The organism is Peribacillus sedimenti, assembly GCF_046237635.1.
Taxonomy (GTDB): Bacteria; Bacillota; Bacilli; order Bacillales; family DSM-1321; genus Peribacillus; species Peribacillus sedimenti.
Genome location: NZ_CP143547.1, coordinates 3155039 through 3170887, shown reverse-complemented (window position 1 = coordinate 3170887; position 15849 = coordinate 3155039). Strand labels below are relative to the sequence as shown.

Sequence of the window (15849 nt, the reverse complement as noted above, 5' to 3'; positions counted from 1 at the left end):
AAGCTCTGTTTTTATTAGGACAGTTTGTCATTCACTTTATCGGCATAAGTGAAGTCTCCAAAACAATAGGGAAATCTAAAATTTCCTATATCCTTGCCGCAGGTATACAAAGAAGGAGACTTTTCCACCTGGGATTTGGAATAGGCTTTTTCCAGGGTTTCACTGTGCTTCAAGCCATTATCAGTCACATAATCAATATAACCGGGCCCCATATTATAACTTTGTATAATCGTATTTAAATCCACTCTCCTTTTTCGGCCGTACTTATACATTTCATTAAAATTAAAAACTCCTTGTTTGATACTTTTCTCTGGACTGGCAATACTATTTCTTCTTAATCCTGCTGATTCGGATGACTGCATGGGGTCATTCCCTTTGCCATGGCTTTCCTGATACATGATTGCCAGCAGTACAGGCGTATATGTATCTAATCAATATTTTTTAAGTTCATTTTTGATTGCAGGTTCATATTCCGATATTCGGATTTCTGTTGTTTTTTTGGTAATAATGTTATGGAGGATTATAGATCCTGCTGCAAAAAGAAGCAGGAAGGCAAAAAATTTAAAAATTTTATATGTAAACTTGGACTGCATTATTGCCTCCTGTACGATTCTATTCCAATAAAAAAAGATTGCCAGGCTTCAACTTTAGTAAACTAATCCCCTTATTTCAACTTACTTTTGCTGGAGCAGCTTAGAAACACATTTTTGCAGAATATGGATATGCACCATTATTTTTGTAATATAACTGTAATTATCCTGTGATGCTATTGTTATACAAAATCAAGTATAGTAGGTTTATCAATTCACACCAGGGGGTAAACAATCTTGTTAAAGAAATTCATCGCGACCCTAGCCATGACAGCTACGCTAAGCATGGGGTTTACGGCAATGGGTGAGACACAAAAAGCAGAAGCAGCAACTTATCATACAAAGGCCATCTCAGTCGCAAAAAACAATCTGGGAGTAAGATATAAATGGGGCGGAATTACGCCAAGCGGATTCGATTGTTCAGGTTTGATCAAATATTCTTTCGGAAAAGCGGGTAAGACATTACCTCGTACAGCACGTGACATGTACACAAAAGGGACAAGGGTGAGTTCAAGTTCCTTAAAGCCTGGAGACCTTCTTTTCTATGCGCCCACTAAAGCGTCCAGACCAACTCATGTTGCTATGTACGTAGGCAGCGGAAAAGTGATCAATTCATCATCCTCAAAAGGTGTATCATACTTTTATACAAATAACTCATATTGGAAACCGAAATTCTTAGGTGCAAAAAGAATATAAGTATTAGAAGGAGAGCCATGTTTGTGGCTTTCCTTTTTTTAGATGATCGAACATTTGAGGATGTAATAGTATTTTTTGCTTGTATGAGTATAGTTTTACTGTTCTTTTCATCTCTTTAGGAACACACAGTTTTTATTTAAAGAAAGCAAGCACTTCCGTTTTATAGAAGAGAAATGGTTATTTCGCGGTACGGCTTCTGACTTAAAACATTTGTAATCATACATCGCCAGTTATTCACCGGTTCGATTTTCATCAATAAATTTGTTACAGCAAACAGTGTGCTGTGATATTTCTTTTTTCATTCATAGAAGTTATGTTATAATAATAAAAGTGAAAAGGCTAAAGATGTAAAAGTCTATATATCGCTTAAATATTATAATTAAATACAAAGATTGCGATGATTGTTAGGGGTCACACTCTAGCAGGAGCATTTTCTGGAGAGATCGCATATTTTGCGGCGCCGAAGGGTTCACAATCTCAGGCAAAAGGACAGGAATAAATGGTTACCGTTTGTTATTCAACCTGAGAGTTAATAAATGGCTATTTTTTATTCTTCACTTCTAAGAGAGATTGGAGTACTCCAATCTCTTTTTTATGTTGAAAAAGATGATTTGGACTTACAAAAATCCTTACAAATATCGCTATTAAACTACATCTTGGGGGAATGAAACGTGGAGCAGCAAGAGTTAAAGAGGGATCTGAAAAATAGGCATGTACAACTAATTGCAATTGGCGGAACAATTGGCACTGGTTTGTTTTTAGGTTCAGGCAAGGCAATCCAATTAGCAGGTCCATCTATCCTATTGTCTTATTTGATCATAGGAATGGCTGTGTTTTTTGTTATGAGGGCATTGGGGGAATTGCTCCTGTCAAATGCAGGTTATCAATCATTTACAGATTTTGCTGTTGATTATATTGGACCATGGGCAGGATTTGTGACCGGATGGACATATTGGTTCTGTTGGATAATGGTCGCCATGGCTGATATCATTGCTGTCGGGATGTATGTGCAATATTGGCTCGACATCCCACAATGGATACCAGCTGTAATTTGTTTACTTATCTTGCTGGCCCTTAATTTACTGACAGTTAAGCTTTTTGGAGAGTTAGAGTTTTGGTTTGCCTTGATTAAGGTAATCACCATTATTGCTTTAATTGTTGTTGGGATCATTTTGCTTGTGATTGGCTTCCAAACGGACACGGGAACTGTATCTGTCAAGAACCTTTGGGAGTATGGCGGCCTATTTCCGAACGGAGCATCCGGCTTTTTGCTATCTTTTCAGATGGCTGTATTTGCCTATGTCGGGGTGGAATTAGTAGGTGTATCTGCAGCGGAAACAGCGGATCCGCGAAAGAACATTCCATCTGCGATTAATAAGATTCCGATGAGAATTCTATTTTTCTATGTAGGTGCTCTTTTCGTCATCCTGTGCATCAATCCGTGGAATCAATTGAATGCCTCCAGCAGTCCGTTTGTGCAGGTGTTTGGTCTGGTGGGGATACCAGTTGCAGCGGGGATCATCAATTTCGTAGTCTTGACATCTGCAGCTTCAGCCTGTAATAGCGGATTATTTTCCACGAGCCGAATCTTATATAACGTAAGCAAGCATAAACAGGGGCCGGCTGCTTTTGCTAAATTGAATAAAAATCATGTCCCTAGTAACGCCTTGCTTACATCGGCAGTCGTTGTTTCCATCGGAGCTCTTTTAAGTAAACTGGTTCCAGAACAAGCTTTTAACATTGTGACCACCATCAGTGCGATTTGTTTCTTTTGGGTGTGGAGCATAATTTTAATATCTCATATTCGATATTCAAAGACTCGCCCTGATCTAAGAAGAAAGTCAACTTTTAAAGCACCATTCACACCTTTTATGAATTATGTGGTGCTCGCTCTATTTGTGGTTATCTTAATTATTATGTTATTCGCGGAAGCAACACGTTTATCCGTATTGATGACACCTTTATGGTTTGCACTTTTATTCGTTATGTATGTGTACGGCAGGAGAAATAATACATTCGAAAGAAAAGATTAAATTATAAACTAATGCTCAGATCGTCGGTTTTAAGAAACTGCTAAGTGAGTGGCTTTGTTAATGCATGCGTTGATCCAAAAGGATTAGCGCGTTTTTTTTATTATGACTTTAATGGCATGATTGCTGACTGTGAAATAACTGGCACAACAACAGGTTCTTGCGTTTAATTTCTTGCCATATCTAAATGCAAAACTGACTCTAACATTGGACATATGAAAAATTTATACAAGTCCGGAAACATATAGGATATGGGCTTGATTGGTATGAAATTAAAATTGAAAGACGAACGTGAGAAATGTCAGCATATTTTTGGGATATATCAAAAATCCTCCACCTCCTCACTGTTCTTAGTTAATTTTCAAGTTAGATCATTGCCTGATTTTTATATATAGCCTTGTAAATTACGAATTACTAATACCAAAAACAATTCAAATACATAAATGTCAAATGTATAATGGAAAAAAGGGGTGTAAATGGTGGAAATTGGTTTGATTGCAGAAATTATATTTTATTTATGGGTTTTATCTGAGATTGCAATTTTTATTAAAACTAAGCTTCAAAGAAAAGATGTAGCATCTGAAAATAAAGATAAGGGTTCTGTTAGGTTCATTGTTCTTGGGATTTTCATCTGTATCGCTATTGATCAGCTATGTAACTTTTTAAAACTTGGTTATGTAAATACTGCATATTCAGAGCTGGGTTCGATCTTAATTATTGTCGGAATGTGCATTAGATTGTGGGCTGTAACGGCATTAGGAAGACATTTCTCTTTGGTAGTCTCTGTTGACTCTAAGCAAGAAATTATCCAAAGTGGTCCCTACCGAATTGTCCGACATCCTTCCTATACAGGACTATTAGTAACCTTCATTGGTATTGGACTTGCTTTTAATACCTGGACAGGGTCTTTGTTTTCGTTTGTCTTTTTCATTATCGTATTTGGTTATCGTATACGTATAGAAGAAAAAGCTTTAATTGACATGTTTCCAGATGAATATCCTGGATATATTCGAAAGACTTCCAGCTTAATTCCGTTTGTTTGGTAATAGGGCATTTGTTGGAGTACCCTTTAGGAAACAGCATACTAAAATCAAGTAAAAGCAGTGGATTTCACAATCGCAATGAGATTTCACTGCTTTTGAATTACGTTTAATCATATGGTGAATTTTGGAAAAATATTTAATGAACTAAAGAAATAAAGGGGGGAGTGAAATGAAAGATTTGATAGGCGGATTACCTGATATGTTAATATTTTTTATTTTATATGGGTTTCTTACCTTTGGCATTTATATCACGTTTAAACTTTTAAATCTGTTAATAAGTAAGAACCTAATTAATAATAATTCTGTATTATGGTTTATCTGTTTGATGTTTAACGCTTTAAATTTTTATATTATATATGATTTAATGACTGTTTCTCCTCAAAGAATTTCTGGCAATGGTAACCCGCATATTCCGTATATTTTTGTATCATTATTACTGTTTCTTTCTTTTTGTTTTGTCATTTCGATGAAAATATATGACATTCTGTTAAAAAAGAATAGATTGATTAATTTTCTAATTGTATCTACTGCCCTGTTCTTATGCTATTTATCAATGATGTTTCAATCGGATTTTGTATCAATGATTAGAGGTAGACTTTATTATCCGATGGGTAGTTGGCTGAATTGGTGGCAAGACATACATTTGAATTATCTGTATTTTAATCCCTATACTTTTTTATTTGGAAACAGTATTTCGTGTTTAATAGCTGGAATACTGGCGTTTATCAAACAAGGAAAATATAGGGCAAAGCAACCTGAACAGTAGAAACGTATATGCACGGACCTGAAAAGAGAACAGCAATACTAAAAGCGTTTATTTTTCAATAACGCCCCATAACAGTTACCCGCCTTCGCTGTCCCGTAAATCATTTATTGCCTTATTCATTGTTTACCAGTAATGTTATTTAAAATTACTTAATTGATTCCAGGACTTTATACTTATTTTCTACATTGGTACTTAGTTTTAATGAATAAGTCTTACGTTTTTTCTAATAAAAAAACAACACAGAAGGCTTGCTCAAGCTGGAGTTTGGGAGGACCATCTGCAATACTCCATACATAGCAAGGAATACTTCTCCGCCGTGTAGGAATCACCAACTTGCAAATGTCCAATCGTAACCAGGGATTTTGCTGCTTTTAACCGCAACTGATGATCAAGAATGGTTTCTTTTATGCGCTACATTCAATGTGTTTAAAAGAGAGGTAAATGTCTGGCTGGATAATTCTATAACGGACTAAAGTAGTTCAGTCCCGATGCCTTTCTTTAACGCAACATAGGGTCTAACAACAAATCATGTCAATAAGGCATTATACGTATCAAGTGAATGATAAAGGAGCGGCTGAATGTTTAATAGAAACTGCTGCTTCTTCATTATGTATACTGCTCGAGAATATAGAAGAACTCTTTGACAAACAAATAAAATGCTCTTTCTGATGGTGCCAGTTCCCGGTTTTTGGGAGTTATGACCCCTACCGTACGCATTAAATGAGGATCTTTTACCGGAATCTTTACTGTGTATCGAGGGATGTTTTCAGACAACGTACTATCAGGCAATAGGCTGATTCCCATTCCGGCAGCAACCAGTCCTTTGATCGCATCCATATCCTCTCCTTCAGATACGATGGCAGGAACAAAGCCTGCTTGCCCGCACGCATCCACAGCGATTTTCCGAAGAATGTATCCTTTCGGAAATAATACAAATGTATCATTCCGCAAATCGCTTAAAAACAAGCTTTTTTTGTCAGAAAGGGGATGGTTGGCCGGAACAAGCGCGGAAAATCGCTCGGAAAACAAGATATCCGTATTAAGCTCAGATTCTTCTGTCGGGACCGGCCCAAGAAAAGCTAAATCGATTTCCCCGTTTTTAACTGAATCGATTAAAGATGAATAAGAGCCATGTCGTAAATAATATGTGACGTTAGGCTGCTTGTCTTTAAAGGCGGAGACTACAGTGGGCAGCAAATGGCCAGCAAGGCTGGTGGGATACCCGATTTTGATAATTCCATTTTCAGGATCTAAATACTCATCTACCTTTGCCTTTGCATGATCAATCGCTTTGATGGCTGTTTTAACATGAGCCAGAAAAATATTGCCAATTTCTGTTAGTTTTACATTTCTTCCTTTCCGCTCAAATAAAGTAACTCCAAGCTCGGCTTCCAGTTTCGAAATTTGCAAGCTAATTGCAGATTGTGCAACATGGAGCTGTTCTGCAGCTTCGGTAACATGTTCACGCTCTGCCACTTCTATAAAATAACGTAATTGACGTAACTCCATATTGAACCTCCAGATTAATATATATTGAATCGAGATTGATTTAATCTAAATTATATATTGTTCATATTAATCTGAAAACCTACAATTATAATTAACAGAACTACGTGAAAATGAACGAAGTGGAGGAGAGAAACGTGACATACCACCAACTACCAAAAGCGCAGGGTCTCTACCGTCCTGAATTTGAACATGATGCCTGTGGTATTGGCTTATACGCCCATATCAAAGGTGAGCCTTCACATGATATTGTAAACAAAGGACTGAATATGCTTTGCCAGCTCGATCACAGAGGCGGGCAAGGCAGCGACCCATTAACAGGCGATGGCGCAGGTCTGATGGTTCAGCTTCCGGATGAATTTTTCCGTAAGGCATGCCCTGAAATAAATCTTCCGGAAAAAGGCCGGTACGGGGTAGGGATGATTTTCTTTTCAAGAAATGAATCAGAACAAAAAGACATTGAATCAGTTATAAATAAATTAATAGAAGAAGAGGGACAAACCCTTCTTGGTTGGAGAACAGTACCTGTCGATATTGAAAAAATCGGTGAAACAGGAAAAAATACTTGTCCCGTCATCCGGCAGGTTTTCATAGGCGCAAACGCAGCTATCTTAGATGATTTAGCGTTTGAACGCAAATTATATATGATTCGAAAACAGGCAGAAAATTGGGCGAAACAAAAAGAATTTCGCTTTTATTTTGCTAGTCTGTCAAGCAGGACGATTGTTTATAAAGGCTTGCTGACGCCTGAACAGGTAAATGCTTTTTATTTGGATTTGCAGCATGAGACATTTAAGTCGGCATTTGCTTTAGTTCATTCCAGATTTAGTACAAATACATTCCCAAGCTGGGAGCGCGCCCATCCGAATCGCTATCTAATCCACAACGGTGAAATCAATACATTGCGCGGCAATATAAACTGGATGAGAGCCCGTGAGCAACAGTTTATTTCTGAAGCATTCGGAGAAGATTTGCCAAAGGTGCTGCCTCTTTTGGATACGGATGGAAGCGACTCATCCATTTTGGATAATGCCCTTGAATTTCTGGTTCTCGCAGGACGCAAGCCCGCACATGCAGCGATGATGCTTATACCTGAGCCATGGACAGAGAACCCGCATATCTCAAAGGAGAAGAAGGCCTTCTATGAATATCATAGCACTTTCATGGAGCCGTGGGATGGCCCGACAGCCATTTCTTTTACGGATGGCAAGCAGATTGGAGCAATCCTGGACAGAAATGGTTTACGTCCTGCACGCTACTATGTCACAAAGGACGACTATATTATTTTCTCTTCCGAAGTAGGCGTCATTGATATTGATCCTGAAGATGTGCTTTATAAAGATAGATTAAGTCCCGGGAAAATGCTGCTCCTTGATATGGAGCAGGGAAGGATCATTTCGGATGAATCGATCAAGAATGAGATAGCGGAGGCTTACCCCTATCAAAAATGGCTTGATGAACAGCTTATCAAAATGAATGATATGCTGCTGGATACGGAAGATGCGCCGTTAGCAGATCTGTTAACCCTGCAAAAGGCTTTCGGTTATACGTACGAAGATGTGCAGAAATACTTGCTTGCCATCGTAGCAGAGGGTAAAGATCCTCTTGGGTCAATGGGTAATGATACCCCGCTTGCAGTGCTGTCCGATCGGCCGCAATCCTTGTTCAACTACTTTAAGCAGTTATTTGCACAGGTAACCAATCCGCCTATCGATTCCATCCGTGAACAGCTTGTTACATCGACAATGTCGTACCTGGGTGCAGAAGGGAATCTGCTCCATCCAGACGAAGGAAATGCACGCAGAATCCAGCTTGATACTCCTATTTTGACGAATGGTCAGTTAACCCAATTAAAGGACAATGTGTATCCGGATTTTAAGAGCACAGTCATTGACACTTTGTTTTCTGAAGATTTGGAGAAAAGACTTTTGGAGATTTGTATTGAAGCCGAAAAGGCGGTTGAAGAAGGAGCTGCCATCCTTATTTTATCAGACCGAAGAATAAACAAGGAATTAGCGCCTATACCTCCATTATTGGCTGCAAGTGCAATTCATCAGGAACTGATTCGAAAGGGTATCCGGACGAAGGCAAGTATCATTGTTGAATCAGGTGAAATACGGGAAGTTCACCATTTTGCGGCACTGATTGGATATGGCGCAGATGCAATAAACCCATATCTTGCTTTCGAAGTATTTAAGCAGGCAATTGCCGATGGAAGCCTGAATACGACTTATGAAGATGCGGTCTTAATGTACGTAAAAGCCGTGACCGAAGGCGTTGTAAAAGTCATGTCTAAAATGGGGATCTCGACAGTACAAAGCTATCGCGGAGCGCAAATTTTCGAAGCGGTAGGGATCGGCTCTGCAGTGATTGAGCGATATTTTACAGGAACGGCCTCACAATTAGACGGGATTGATCTCGATACCATTTCACAGGAAGCAATAATCAGGCATAAGGAAGCATATGCTGATTCGGTTGACGAAACCCTGGAGCCGGGCAGTGATTTTCAATGGAGAAAAACCGGGGAGCATCATGCGTTCAATCCTAAAACGATTCACACGCTCCAATGGGCGAGCAGGAAAGGCGATTATCAATTATATAAACAATATTCGCTAATGGCGAATGAGGAGAGAATCGGGTTCCTGCGCAACCTTTTTGAATTTAACCCAAGCTCATCCGTACCAATCGATGAAGTGGAACCTGTTGAGTCCATTGTTCGACGCTTTAAATCAGGAGCTATGTCTTTCGGATCATTAAGCAAAGAGGCACATGAAACATTGGCGATTGCGATGAACCGACTCGGGGCGAAAAGCAATTCCGGTGAAGGCGGGGAAAATCCGTCAAGATATGAAGTTGATGCAAATGGAGATAATCGCCGCAGCGGCATCAAACAGGTCGCATCCGGCCGTTTTGGCGTTAAGAGCCATTACCTGGTCAATGCAGATGAACTGCAAATCAAGATGGCTCAAGGAGCTAAGCCTGGAGAAGGCGGACAGCTACCCGGGAACAAGGTATATCCATGGGTTGCTGAGGTGCGGGGCTCTACACCGGGTGTCGGTCTCATATCACCGCCACCGCACCATGATATCTACTCGATTGAAGATTTGGCCCAGCTTATACATGATCTTAAAAATGCAAATAGAGATGCAAGAATCAGTGTGAAACTAGTATCAAAGGCTGGCGTAGGTACGATTGCCGCTGGTGTGGCAAAAGGAGCCGCAGATGTAATTGTAATAAGCGGCTATGACGGAGGAACAGGGGCATCGCCAAAAACAAGCATTAAACATACCGGACTTCCTTGGGAACTTGGTCTTGCCGAGGCGCATCAAACACTGATGCTAAATGGATTAAGAGATCGTGTAATCCTCGAAACTGACGGCAAGTTGATGACAGGAAGAGATGTGGTGATGGCTGCATTGCTTGGAGCAGAAGAGTTCGGTTTTGCAACAGCTCCGCTTGTCGTGCTTGGTTGTATAATGATGCGCGCGTGCCATTTAGATACATGCCCGGTAGGGGTGGCAACACAAAATCCTGAACTGCGCGAAAAATTCACCGGCAAGGCAGACTATGTTGTAAATTATATGCGTTTTGTCGCACAGGAAGTCCGCGAGCTAATGGCAGAGCTGGGCTTTAGAACGGTTGAAGAAATGGTGGGCAGAACAGATGTATTAAGCATGAGTGAGCGTGCACAAGCACATTGGAAAGCAAAGCATTTAGATTTGACTGCACTGTTATACCAGCCTGAAGGAAACCGTACTTTCCGGAAACCGCAGAACCATAAGATTGACCAATCTCTTGATATGCAGGAAATTCTGCCAGCAGTTCAATCTGTAATAGACAATCTCGAGCCGATTGAACTCGACTTCCCGATTACTAACGTCAATCGTGTAGTTGGCACGATTGTAGGCAGTGAAATTTCAAAGCGATATGGAGAAGCCGGCTTGCCTGACAATACCATAACACTCCGGTTTACAGGATCAGCTGGCCAGAGCTTTGGGGCATTCGTACCGAAAGGCATGTCCATGTATGTAACAGGAGATGTGAATGATTATTTGGGCAAAGGATTATCAGGCGGCAAACTGATTGTAAAATCGCCTCTCGCTTCAAAGCTGATATCAGCAGAAAATGTTATCGCCGGAAATGTGGCTTTGTATGGTGCGACAAGTGGTGAAGCCTATATTAATGGACGCGCGGGTGAGCGTTTCGCAGTCCGAAACAGCGGTGTAAATGTGGTTGTTGAAGGAATCGGTGATCATGGCTGTGAATATATGACCGGAGGACATGTCGTTATCTTAGGAAATACCGGGAAGAACTTTGGTGCCGGAATGTCAGGTGGTATTGCATATGTACTTGCGGATGACCTGGAAGAGTTCAAATCATTATGCAATGACGAAATGATCGGGTTCGAAGCACTGGAAAATGCAGAGGAAATTACACAAGTGCGAGAAATGATTTCCCGCCATATGAAATATACCGACAGTCCGAAGGCAAAATATGTGCTGGAGAACTGGAACCAATTCGTTACGAAATTCGCGAAGGTAATTCCGAATGATTATAAGCGGATGATGGAACGCATTCAGCAGGAAAAGCAGGCTGGGCTGGATGATGAACAAGCCGTGCTAAGTGCGTTTCAAGCAAACGCTGCGACAGAAAAGAAGCCATTGGAAAATAAGGAAGCAGTCATTTAATCAGAAAGGAGAAAGGGATATGGGAAAAGCAACAGGATTTATGGAATATAGCCGCGAAAAAACTAAAGAGAGAAATCCTCTGCAGCGTATTAGCGACTGGAAAGAATATTCAGCTCCTTTCTCTAATGAAATGTTAAGTCGCCAGGGAGCAAGGTGCATGGATTGTGGAACTCCTTTTTGCCATATGGGAATGGAAATGGAACGTGGGACAGCAGGCTGTCCCATCCATAATCTGATTCCCGAGTGGAATGATTTAGTCTATCGGGGCAGATGGAAAGAGGCCTTGGAGCGCCTGTTAAAAACCAATAATTTTCCCGAATTTACAGGACGTGTGTGTCCGGCCCCGTGCGAAGGGTCATGCACCCTCGCCATTTCTGATCCGGCAGTCGCCATTAAAAGCATCGAGCGCACCATCATCGATAAAGGATTTGCCAACGGATGGATTACCCCAAGGATTCCTGAGCGCCGCACCGGCAAAAAGATTGCCATTGTCGGTTCAGGCCCGGCCGGCCTGGCTGCTGCAGACCAGTTGAATCAAGCAGGGCACTCTGTTACTGTTTATGAGCGCTCAGACCGTGCCGGAGGATTGCTGATGTACGGCATTCCAAATATGAAGCTAGAAAAGGACATTGTGGAGCGCAGGATTAATTTGCTGATCCAGGAAGGCATCGACTTCATTACGAATACCGAAGTAGGAAAGGACATTACAGCCGAGGAGCTTAAGAGCCAATATGATGCTGTTATCCTTTGCACAGGAGCTCAGAAGCAGCGCGATTTGGTTCTAAAAGGCAGGAATGCGAAAGGGATCCATTTCGCGATGGATTACTTGACAACGTCTACAAAAAGTTTATTGGACTCCGGCTTTGAGGACGGGCAGTTCATCGATACAGAGGGGAAGGATGTTATCGTCATCGGAGGCGGGGATACTGGTGCTGACTGTGTCGCCACCGCACTGCGTCAAAACTGCCGGAGTGTTGTACAATTCGGCAAGCATCCGCAGCTGCCTGCATCACGCACCGCCGAAAATATGTGGCCGGCACAGCCTGATGTATACACGCTGGATTATGCGTATGAAGAAGCAGAAGCAAAGTTTGGCCAGGACCCGCGAAAATATTTAATTCAGACTAAGGAAATTGTTGCAGATGCGGATGGGAATGTAAAAGAGCTGATAACGATACAGATGGAAAAAGTAAAATCTGAAACCGGCCAGTTTGTCTTTAATGAAGTTCCTGGAACGGAGAAAGTTTGGCCTGCACAGCATGTGTTCATCGCTATCGGCTTTGAAGGGACGGAACAGCCGCTGTTATCTCAATTTGGAGTGACTGCGAACAATAATAAAATTGAAGCTGCATACGGGGAATACACAACAAATGTTGAAGGTGTTTTCGCAGCAGGTGATGCAAGAAGAGGCCAAAGCTTAATCGTATGGGCAATCAATGAAGGCCGTGAAGCAGCAAGGGAAGTCGACCGCTATTTGATGGGTGCAACGGTTCTTCCTTAATTCAAGTCAAAAAAGATGGTTCGATTTTAAATCGGCCATCTTTTTTTGATGAGCTATTTCGTTAAATTATTCATAAACAGTCATTAATAACTACACGAAAAGAATTCATCAACTACATTTTTTTGTATAAGCTGCAGAATGGCCGTTCCACCTTAAAATAGAAAGAAATAGGATATAATACGCCGCCACATGTTCTTTTATATTATTCAAGCGGTGACTCTTTCAAAGGGGGATTGCTTATGCCACAGTTGATGAGACACATAGGCCGGGAGGTCATTGTGCGGGATCGGGATGGCAGAGAGCATCGTGGAATAATGGACGCTGTAGATCCGCCGCGCGGAGTAGTTATCCGTTCACGTTCCAGGAGGCGTTTTTTTCCTTCGTTTTTATCGCTGCCATTTTTTCTTCTCGTAGAAGACGCATATTTTAGGGACAAGCAATTAATTGGAGCACGAAATAAGCCGGGTTACACTCTGGCTTATTATTTTTGGAATGACACTCAGTGTTGTACCATTTACAAAGTCGATTAGAAGATAGCTATTGAGCGGTCTGAGATTGATGTTTTTGCCATAATAAACATTCCTCTCTTTATGGTACCATGAAGGTTTTTTGAATGTCTGCTTAAAGGGGATAATATCAGGTCGGTGGCTTTTTTGTATTATCGGCTATCGGGGATGGTGGCATAGAAGAAGGGAATATAGTTTTGTTTAGAGAATGTATGTAAGGATAGGCTATTGCATGAAAACATTTTTTGGCGGGCTTCCTGAAAGGTTAAAGCTCAGACATCACCGACAACAATATCCTGTATTTACCCGTGCTTTTAGGCATACGCAGAAGAAGAAATGAAAATTGAATCCCGTTAATCGAATTCTTATTTTTAGCCATTACCTTTGGTATACGGATATTGTAGAGGGAATAATTTATACAAACCAACTTAAGGAGATGTTGCTATGTTAACGAACGCAAGACCGCCTTGTTAACGTATTGAAATAGTTTGGTCACGAGGACCTCCTTGTTTTTGATTATCTTCAGGAATCAAAAATGAGAGGGGCTGCTATCGTGGAAGATAAAAACATTTGGAAATTATATGCCGTTCGTTTTTTTTATAACCTCATACCAGCATATGTCATTGAAAGGTTGTTCTGGGAGCAGAGGGGCATGACCATCCAAATGGTTGTATATGTAGAAATTGTTTTTGCAATCACCGTGGTTTTACTGGAGGTGCCAACCGGCATCATTGCCGATAAATGGGGCCGAAAGAAAATGATCGTTCTGGGGGCTTTGCTGGAATGTCTCATGTTTCTGATTTTGGTGTTCGCAACTGAATTTTGGCATTTTACAGTTGCCATATTACTGTCGGGAATTGCTGCTTCTTCAACCAGCGGGTCAGAAAATGCTCTGCTATATGATTCATTATTGAAGATAGGCAAGGAGCAGCAGTTTGAAAGATATCTAGGTCGTTTAAATGTTTTCGATTTCATCGCAGCTGTAATAGCCGCATTGTGCGGGAGTTTTTTCGCAGGTCTGTATGGATTTGAACTGAATTATTGGATCTCATTTGTCAGCATGATGGTCTGCATCTTTTTTTCTTTTACTCTTATTGAGCCAAATGTCATAACCAAATCTGATGAATCAATGGAGATAAAAGTTTATATAAGGGCTTCTGTGGATTTCTTTAGAAAAAATCCAGGGGTTTCAATTGTGGTGTCTGCTGGCATGATTACAGGTGCAGCGGTAAGTTTTATGGATGAGTTCTGGCAGCTATATTTGAACAGACTGGAAATACCGGTAGTATATTTTGGTGTTTATTCGGCACTCATTATGATTTTGAGATTGCCGGGAAATATCCTTGCGTACGTAATAAAAAGCCGGTTTCGTTGCAGGGCTGTACTTTCTTACGTAATCGCCGTTTTTGCAGCGGGATTCCTTTATGTATCAATGACCAAAGGATATACCGGTTTAGTTGCAATCTGCCTAATATGCCTGTTCTCGGGTATAATTGAACCCATTATTACAGGATATTTGCATCATAGGATTAATACTTCCATGAGAGCGACCATCGATTCGTTTCTGTCATTAGGACTGAATTTAACTGTTATCACTACAGGTTTGGGCTTTGGTTATTTTTCTTCTATATATGATGTTTTCGGCGGGTACAGTTTTGTGGCATTGATTTGTGGCGCATTTTTAGTTTATTTTTTAATTGTCTCCAAAGAGATTATGGAATAAATCAAGCAAAGATACGGCTGCCAAAAGGCAGTCTTTTTTAGTGTATAACAATAAAGATGCTTGAGTAGGTTTGTCACAAGGATCATATAGCAAAATGGAAGAGGTAACTATCTGAAATCAATCGGAGTTTCCTCGATTACTGGAAAAAAGACAGTTCCATCTGAGACTGTCAGAAAGGTAAACAGAAATAAAAAACATGATGTGAAAATTCCTGTTTCCTAATGTGTGGTAAAGGTAATTAAAAGGGAAGATATAAAGAAGTGGGGAGGCTCCAAAACGGTCATCGGAACAGAACTGTTCGGTTTGGTACGTATATTGGTCTATCCGGAAGTACCTTGTACCGTACACTCCAAACTTGAGCACGATGGGTATCAAAGGGTAGGAAAGTATGCGGTGAAATGTGAGTGTAGCATTTGACAGGCAGCACATACAATATTCATGTAGGCGGGGTGACGGATGAAACGATATAGCCAATTGAATTTATTAGCCGAACAAGACTCACTGGTTCCAGTTTAAAAGAACTGGATTGGATAACTCATTTATCGTATGCATAAGTCTTCAACGGTCCTTTTGGTTATAAAGGTGTCAATGAAAGATTATTTAAGGCGTTAAGACATTCAGGATGCGAGTGGCATGCAAAAAAACTTTTAAATCAGACAAAGCAAGCTTCTTAAGCTGCGTCTTCTTATTTATGACGAAATGTAGCACAAATTAAATTAACATTTTGTCATAATTATGTATTTTTAGTTTAAAATTGTCATTCTTTATGATATATAATAAAAAGAATATTTCTTTTATAG

At 40.5% G+C, this 15849-nt stretch carries 10 protein-coding genes and 1 riboswitch; of the genes, 8 read left to right on the top strand and 2 right to left on the bottom strand.

Annotation, left to right across the window (positions count from 1 at the left end; translation table 11 throughout):
* Positions 1-14: 14 nt before the first annotated feature.
* Entirely contained in the window at positions 15-398 is a 384-nt protein-coding gene (locus V1500_RS15660) for a lysozyme family protein (RefSeq protein WP_409300624.1), read from the bottom strand.
* A gap of 429 nt (positions 399-827) precedes the next feature.
* Here V1500_RS15660 and V1500_RS15655 point away from each other — a divergent pair, with 429 nt between their 5' ends.
* From V1500_RS15655 to V1500_RS15640, 4 genes are all read left to right on the top strand, one after another.
* On the top strand, positions 828-1286 hold the full coding sequence (locus V1500_RS15655) for a C40 family peptidase (RefSeq protein ID WP_409300622.1): 459 nt from the start codon (positions 828-830) through the stop codon (positions 1284-1286).
* A 424-nt stretch (positions 1287-1710) separates the two neighbouring features.
* A riboswitch (glycine riboswitch) is annotated at positions 1711-1789 on the top strand.
* 168 nt (positions 1790-1957) lie between these two features.
* Positions 1958-3319 carry an amino acid permease gene (locus tag V1500_RS15650; protein WP_409300621.1) on the top strand — a complete coding sequence of 454 codons (1362 nt, stop codon included), beginning with the start codon at positions 1958-1960 and terminating at the stop codon, positions 3317-3319.
* Positions 3320-3792: 473 nt separating this feature from the next.
* On the top strand, positions 3793-4362 hold the full coding sequence (locus V1500_RS15645) for a methyltransferase family protein (RefSeq protein WP_409300619.1): 570 nt from the start codon (positions 3793-3795) through the stop codon (positions 4360-4362).
* 166 nt (positions 4363-4528) lie between these two features.
* Positions 4529-5125: a hypothetical protein gene (locus V1500_RS15640; protein ID WP_409300617.1), complete on the top strand. Its 597-nt coding sequence runs from the start codon at positions 4529-4531 to the stop codon at positions 5123-5125.
* Positions 5126-5731: 606 nt separating this feature from the next.
* On the opposite strand, the gene V1500_RS15635 is transcribed toward V1500_RS15640, so the two are convergent.
* Positions 5732-6634 carry a LysR family transcriptional regulator gene (locus V1500_RS15635; protein ID WP_409300615.1) on the bottom strand — a complete coding sequence of 301 codons (903 nt, stop codon included), beginning with the start codon at positions 6632-6634 and terminating at the stop codon, positions 5732-5734.
* Between the two features lie 134 nt (positions 6635-6768).
* Between V1500_RS15635 and gltB the strand changes: the two genes are divergently transcribed.
* The 4 genes from gltB (at position 6769) to V1500_RS15615 (ending at position 15049) form a co-directional block, all read left to right on the top strand.
* Complete coding sequence (gene gltB / locus V1500_RS15630) at positions 6769-11319, top strand: glutamate synthase large subunit (RefSeq protein ID WP_409300613.1); 4551 nt, start codon at positions 6769-6771, stop codon at positions 11317-11319.
* A 19-nt stretch (positions 11320-11338) separates the two neighbouring features.
* Positions 11339-12820 (top strand): glutamate synthase small subunit, encoded by a 1482-nt coding sequence (gltD, locus tag V1500_RS15625; RefSeq protein ID WP_409300612.1) that lies wholly within the window; start codon positions 11339-11341, stop codon positions 12818-12820.
* A gap of 239 nt (positions 12821-13059) precedes the next feature.
* A complete protein-coding gene (locus V1500_RS15620) occupies positions 13060-13350 on the top strand; it encodes a hypothetical protein (RefSeq protein WP_409300610.1) in 291 nt (96 codons plus the stop codon).
* Positions 13351-13879: 529 nt separating this feature from the next.
* Complete coding sequence (locus V1500_RS15615; RefSeq protein WP_409300608.1) at positions 13880-15049, top strand: MFS transporter; 1170 nt, start codon at positions 13880-13882, stop codon at positions 15047-15049.
* Positions 15050-15849: the final 800 nt, after the last annotated feature.

What these genes read in the sequence shown, in the direction of transcription:
- V1500_RS15660 (WP_409300624.1), bottom strand. Translation starts at nt 398, where the DNA reads ATGTATCAGGAAAGCCATGGCAAAGGGAATGACCCCATGCAGTCATCC.
- V1500_RS15645 (WP_409300619.1), top strand. Translation starts at nt 3,793, where the DNA reads ATGGTGGAAATTGGTTTGATTGCAGAAATTATATTTTATTTATGGGTT.
- V1500_RS15640 (WP_409300617.1), top strand. Translation starts at nt 4,529, where the DNA reads ATGAAAGATTTGATAGGCGGATTACCTGATATGTTAATATTTTTTATT.
- V1500_RS15635 (WP_409300615.1), bottom strand. Translation starts at nt 6,634, where the DNA reads ATGGAGTTACGTCAATTACGTTATTTTATAGAAGTGGCAGAGCGTGAA.
- gltD (WP_409300612.1), top strand. Translation starts at nt 11,339, where the DNA reads ATGGGAAAAGCAACAGGATTTATGGAATATAGCCGCGAAAAAACTAAA.
- V1500_RS15620 (WP_409300610.1), top strand. Translation starts at nt 13,060, where the DNA reads ATGCCACAGTTGATGAGACACATAGGCCGGGAGGTCATTGTGCGGGAT.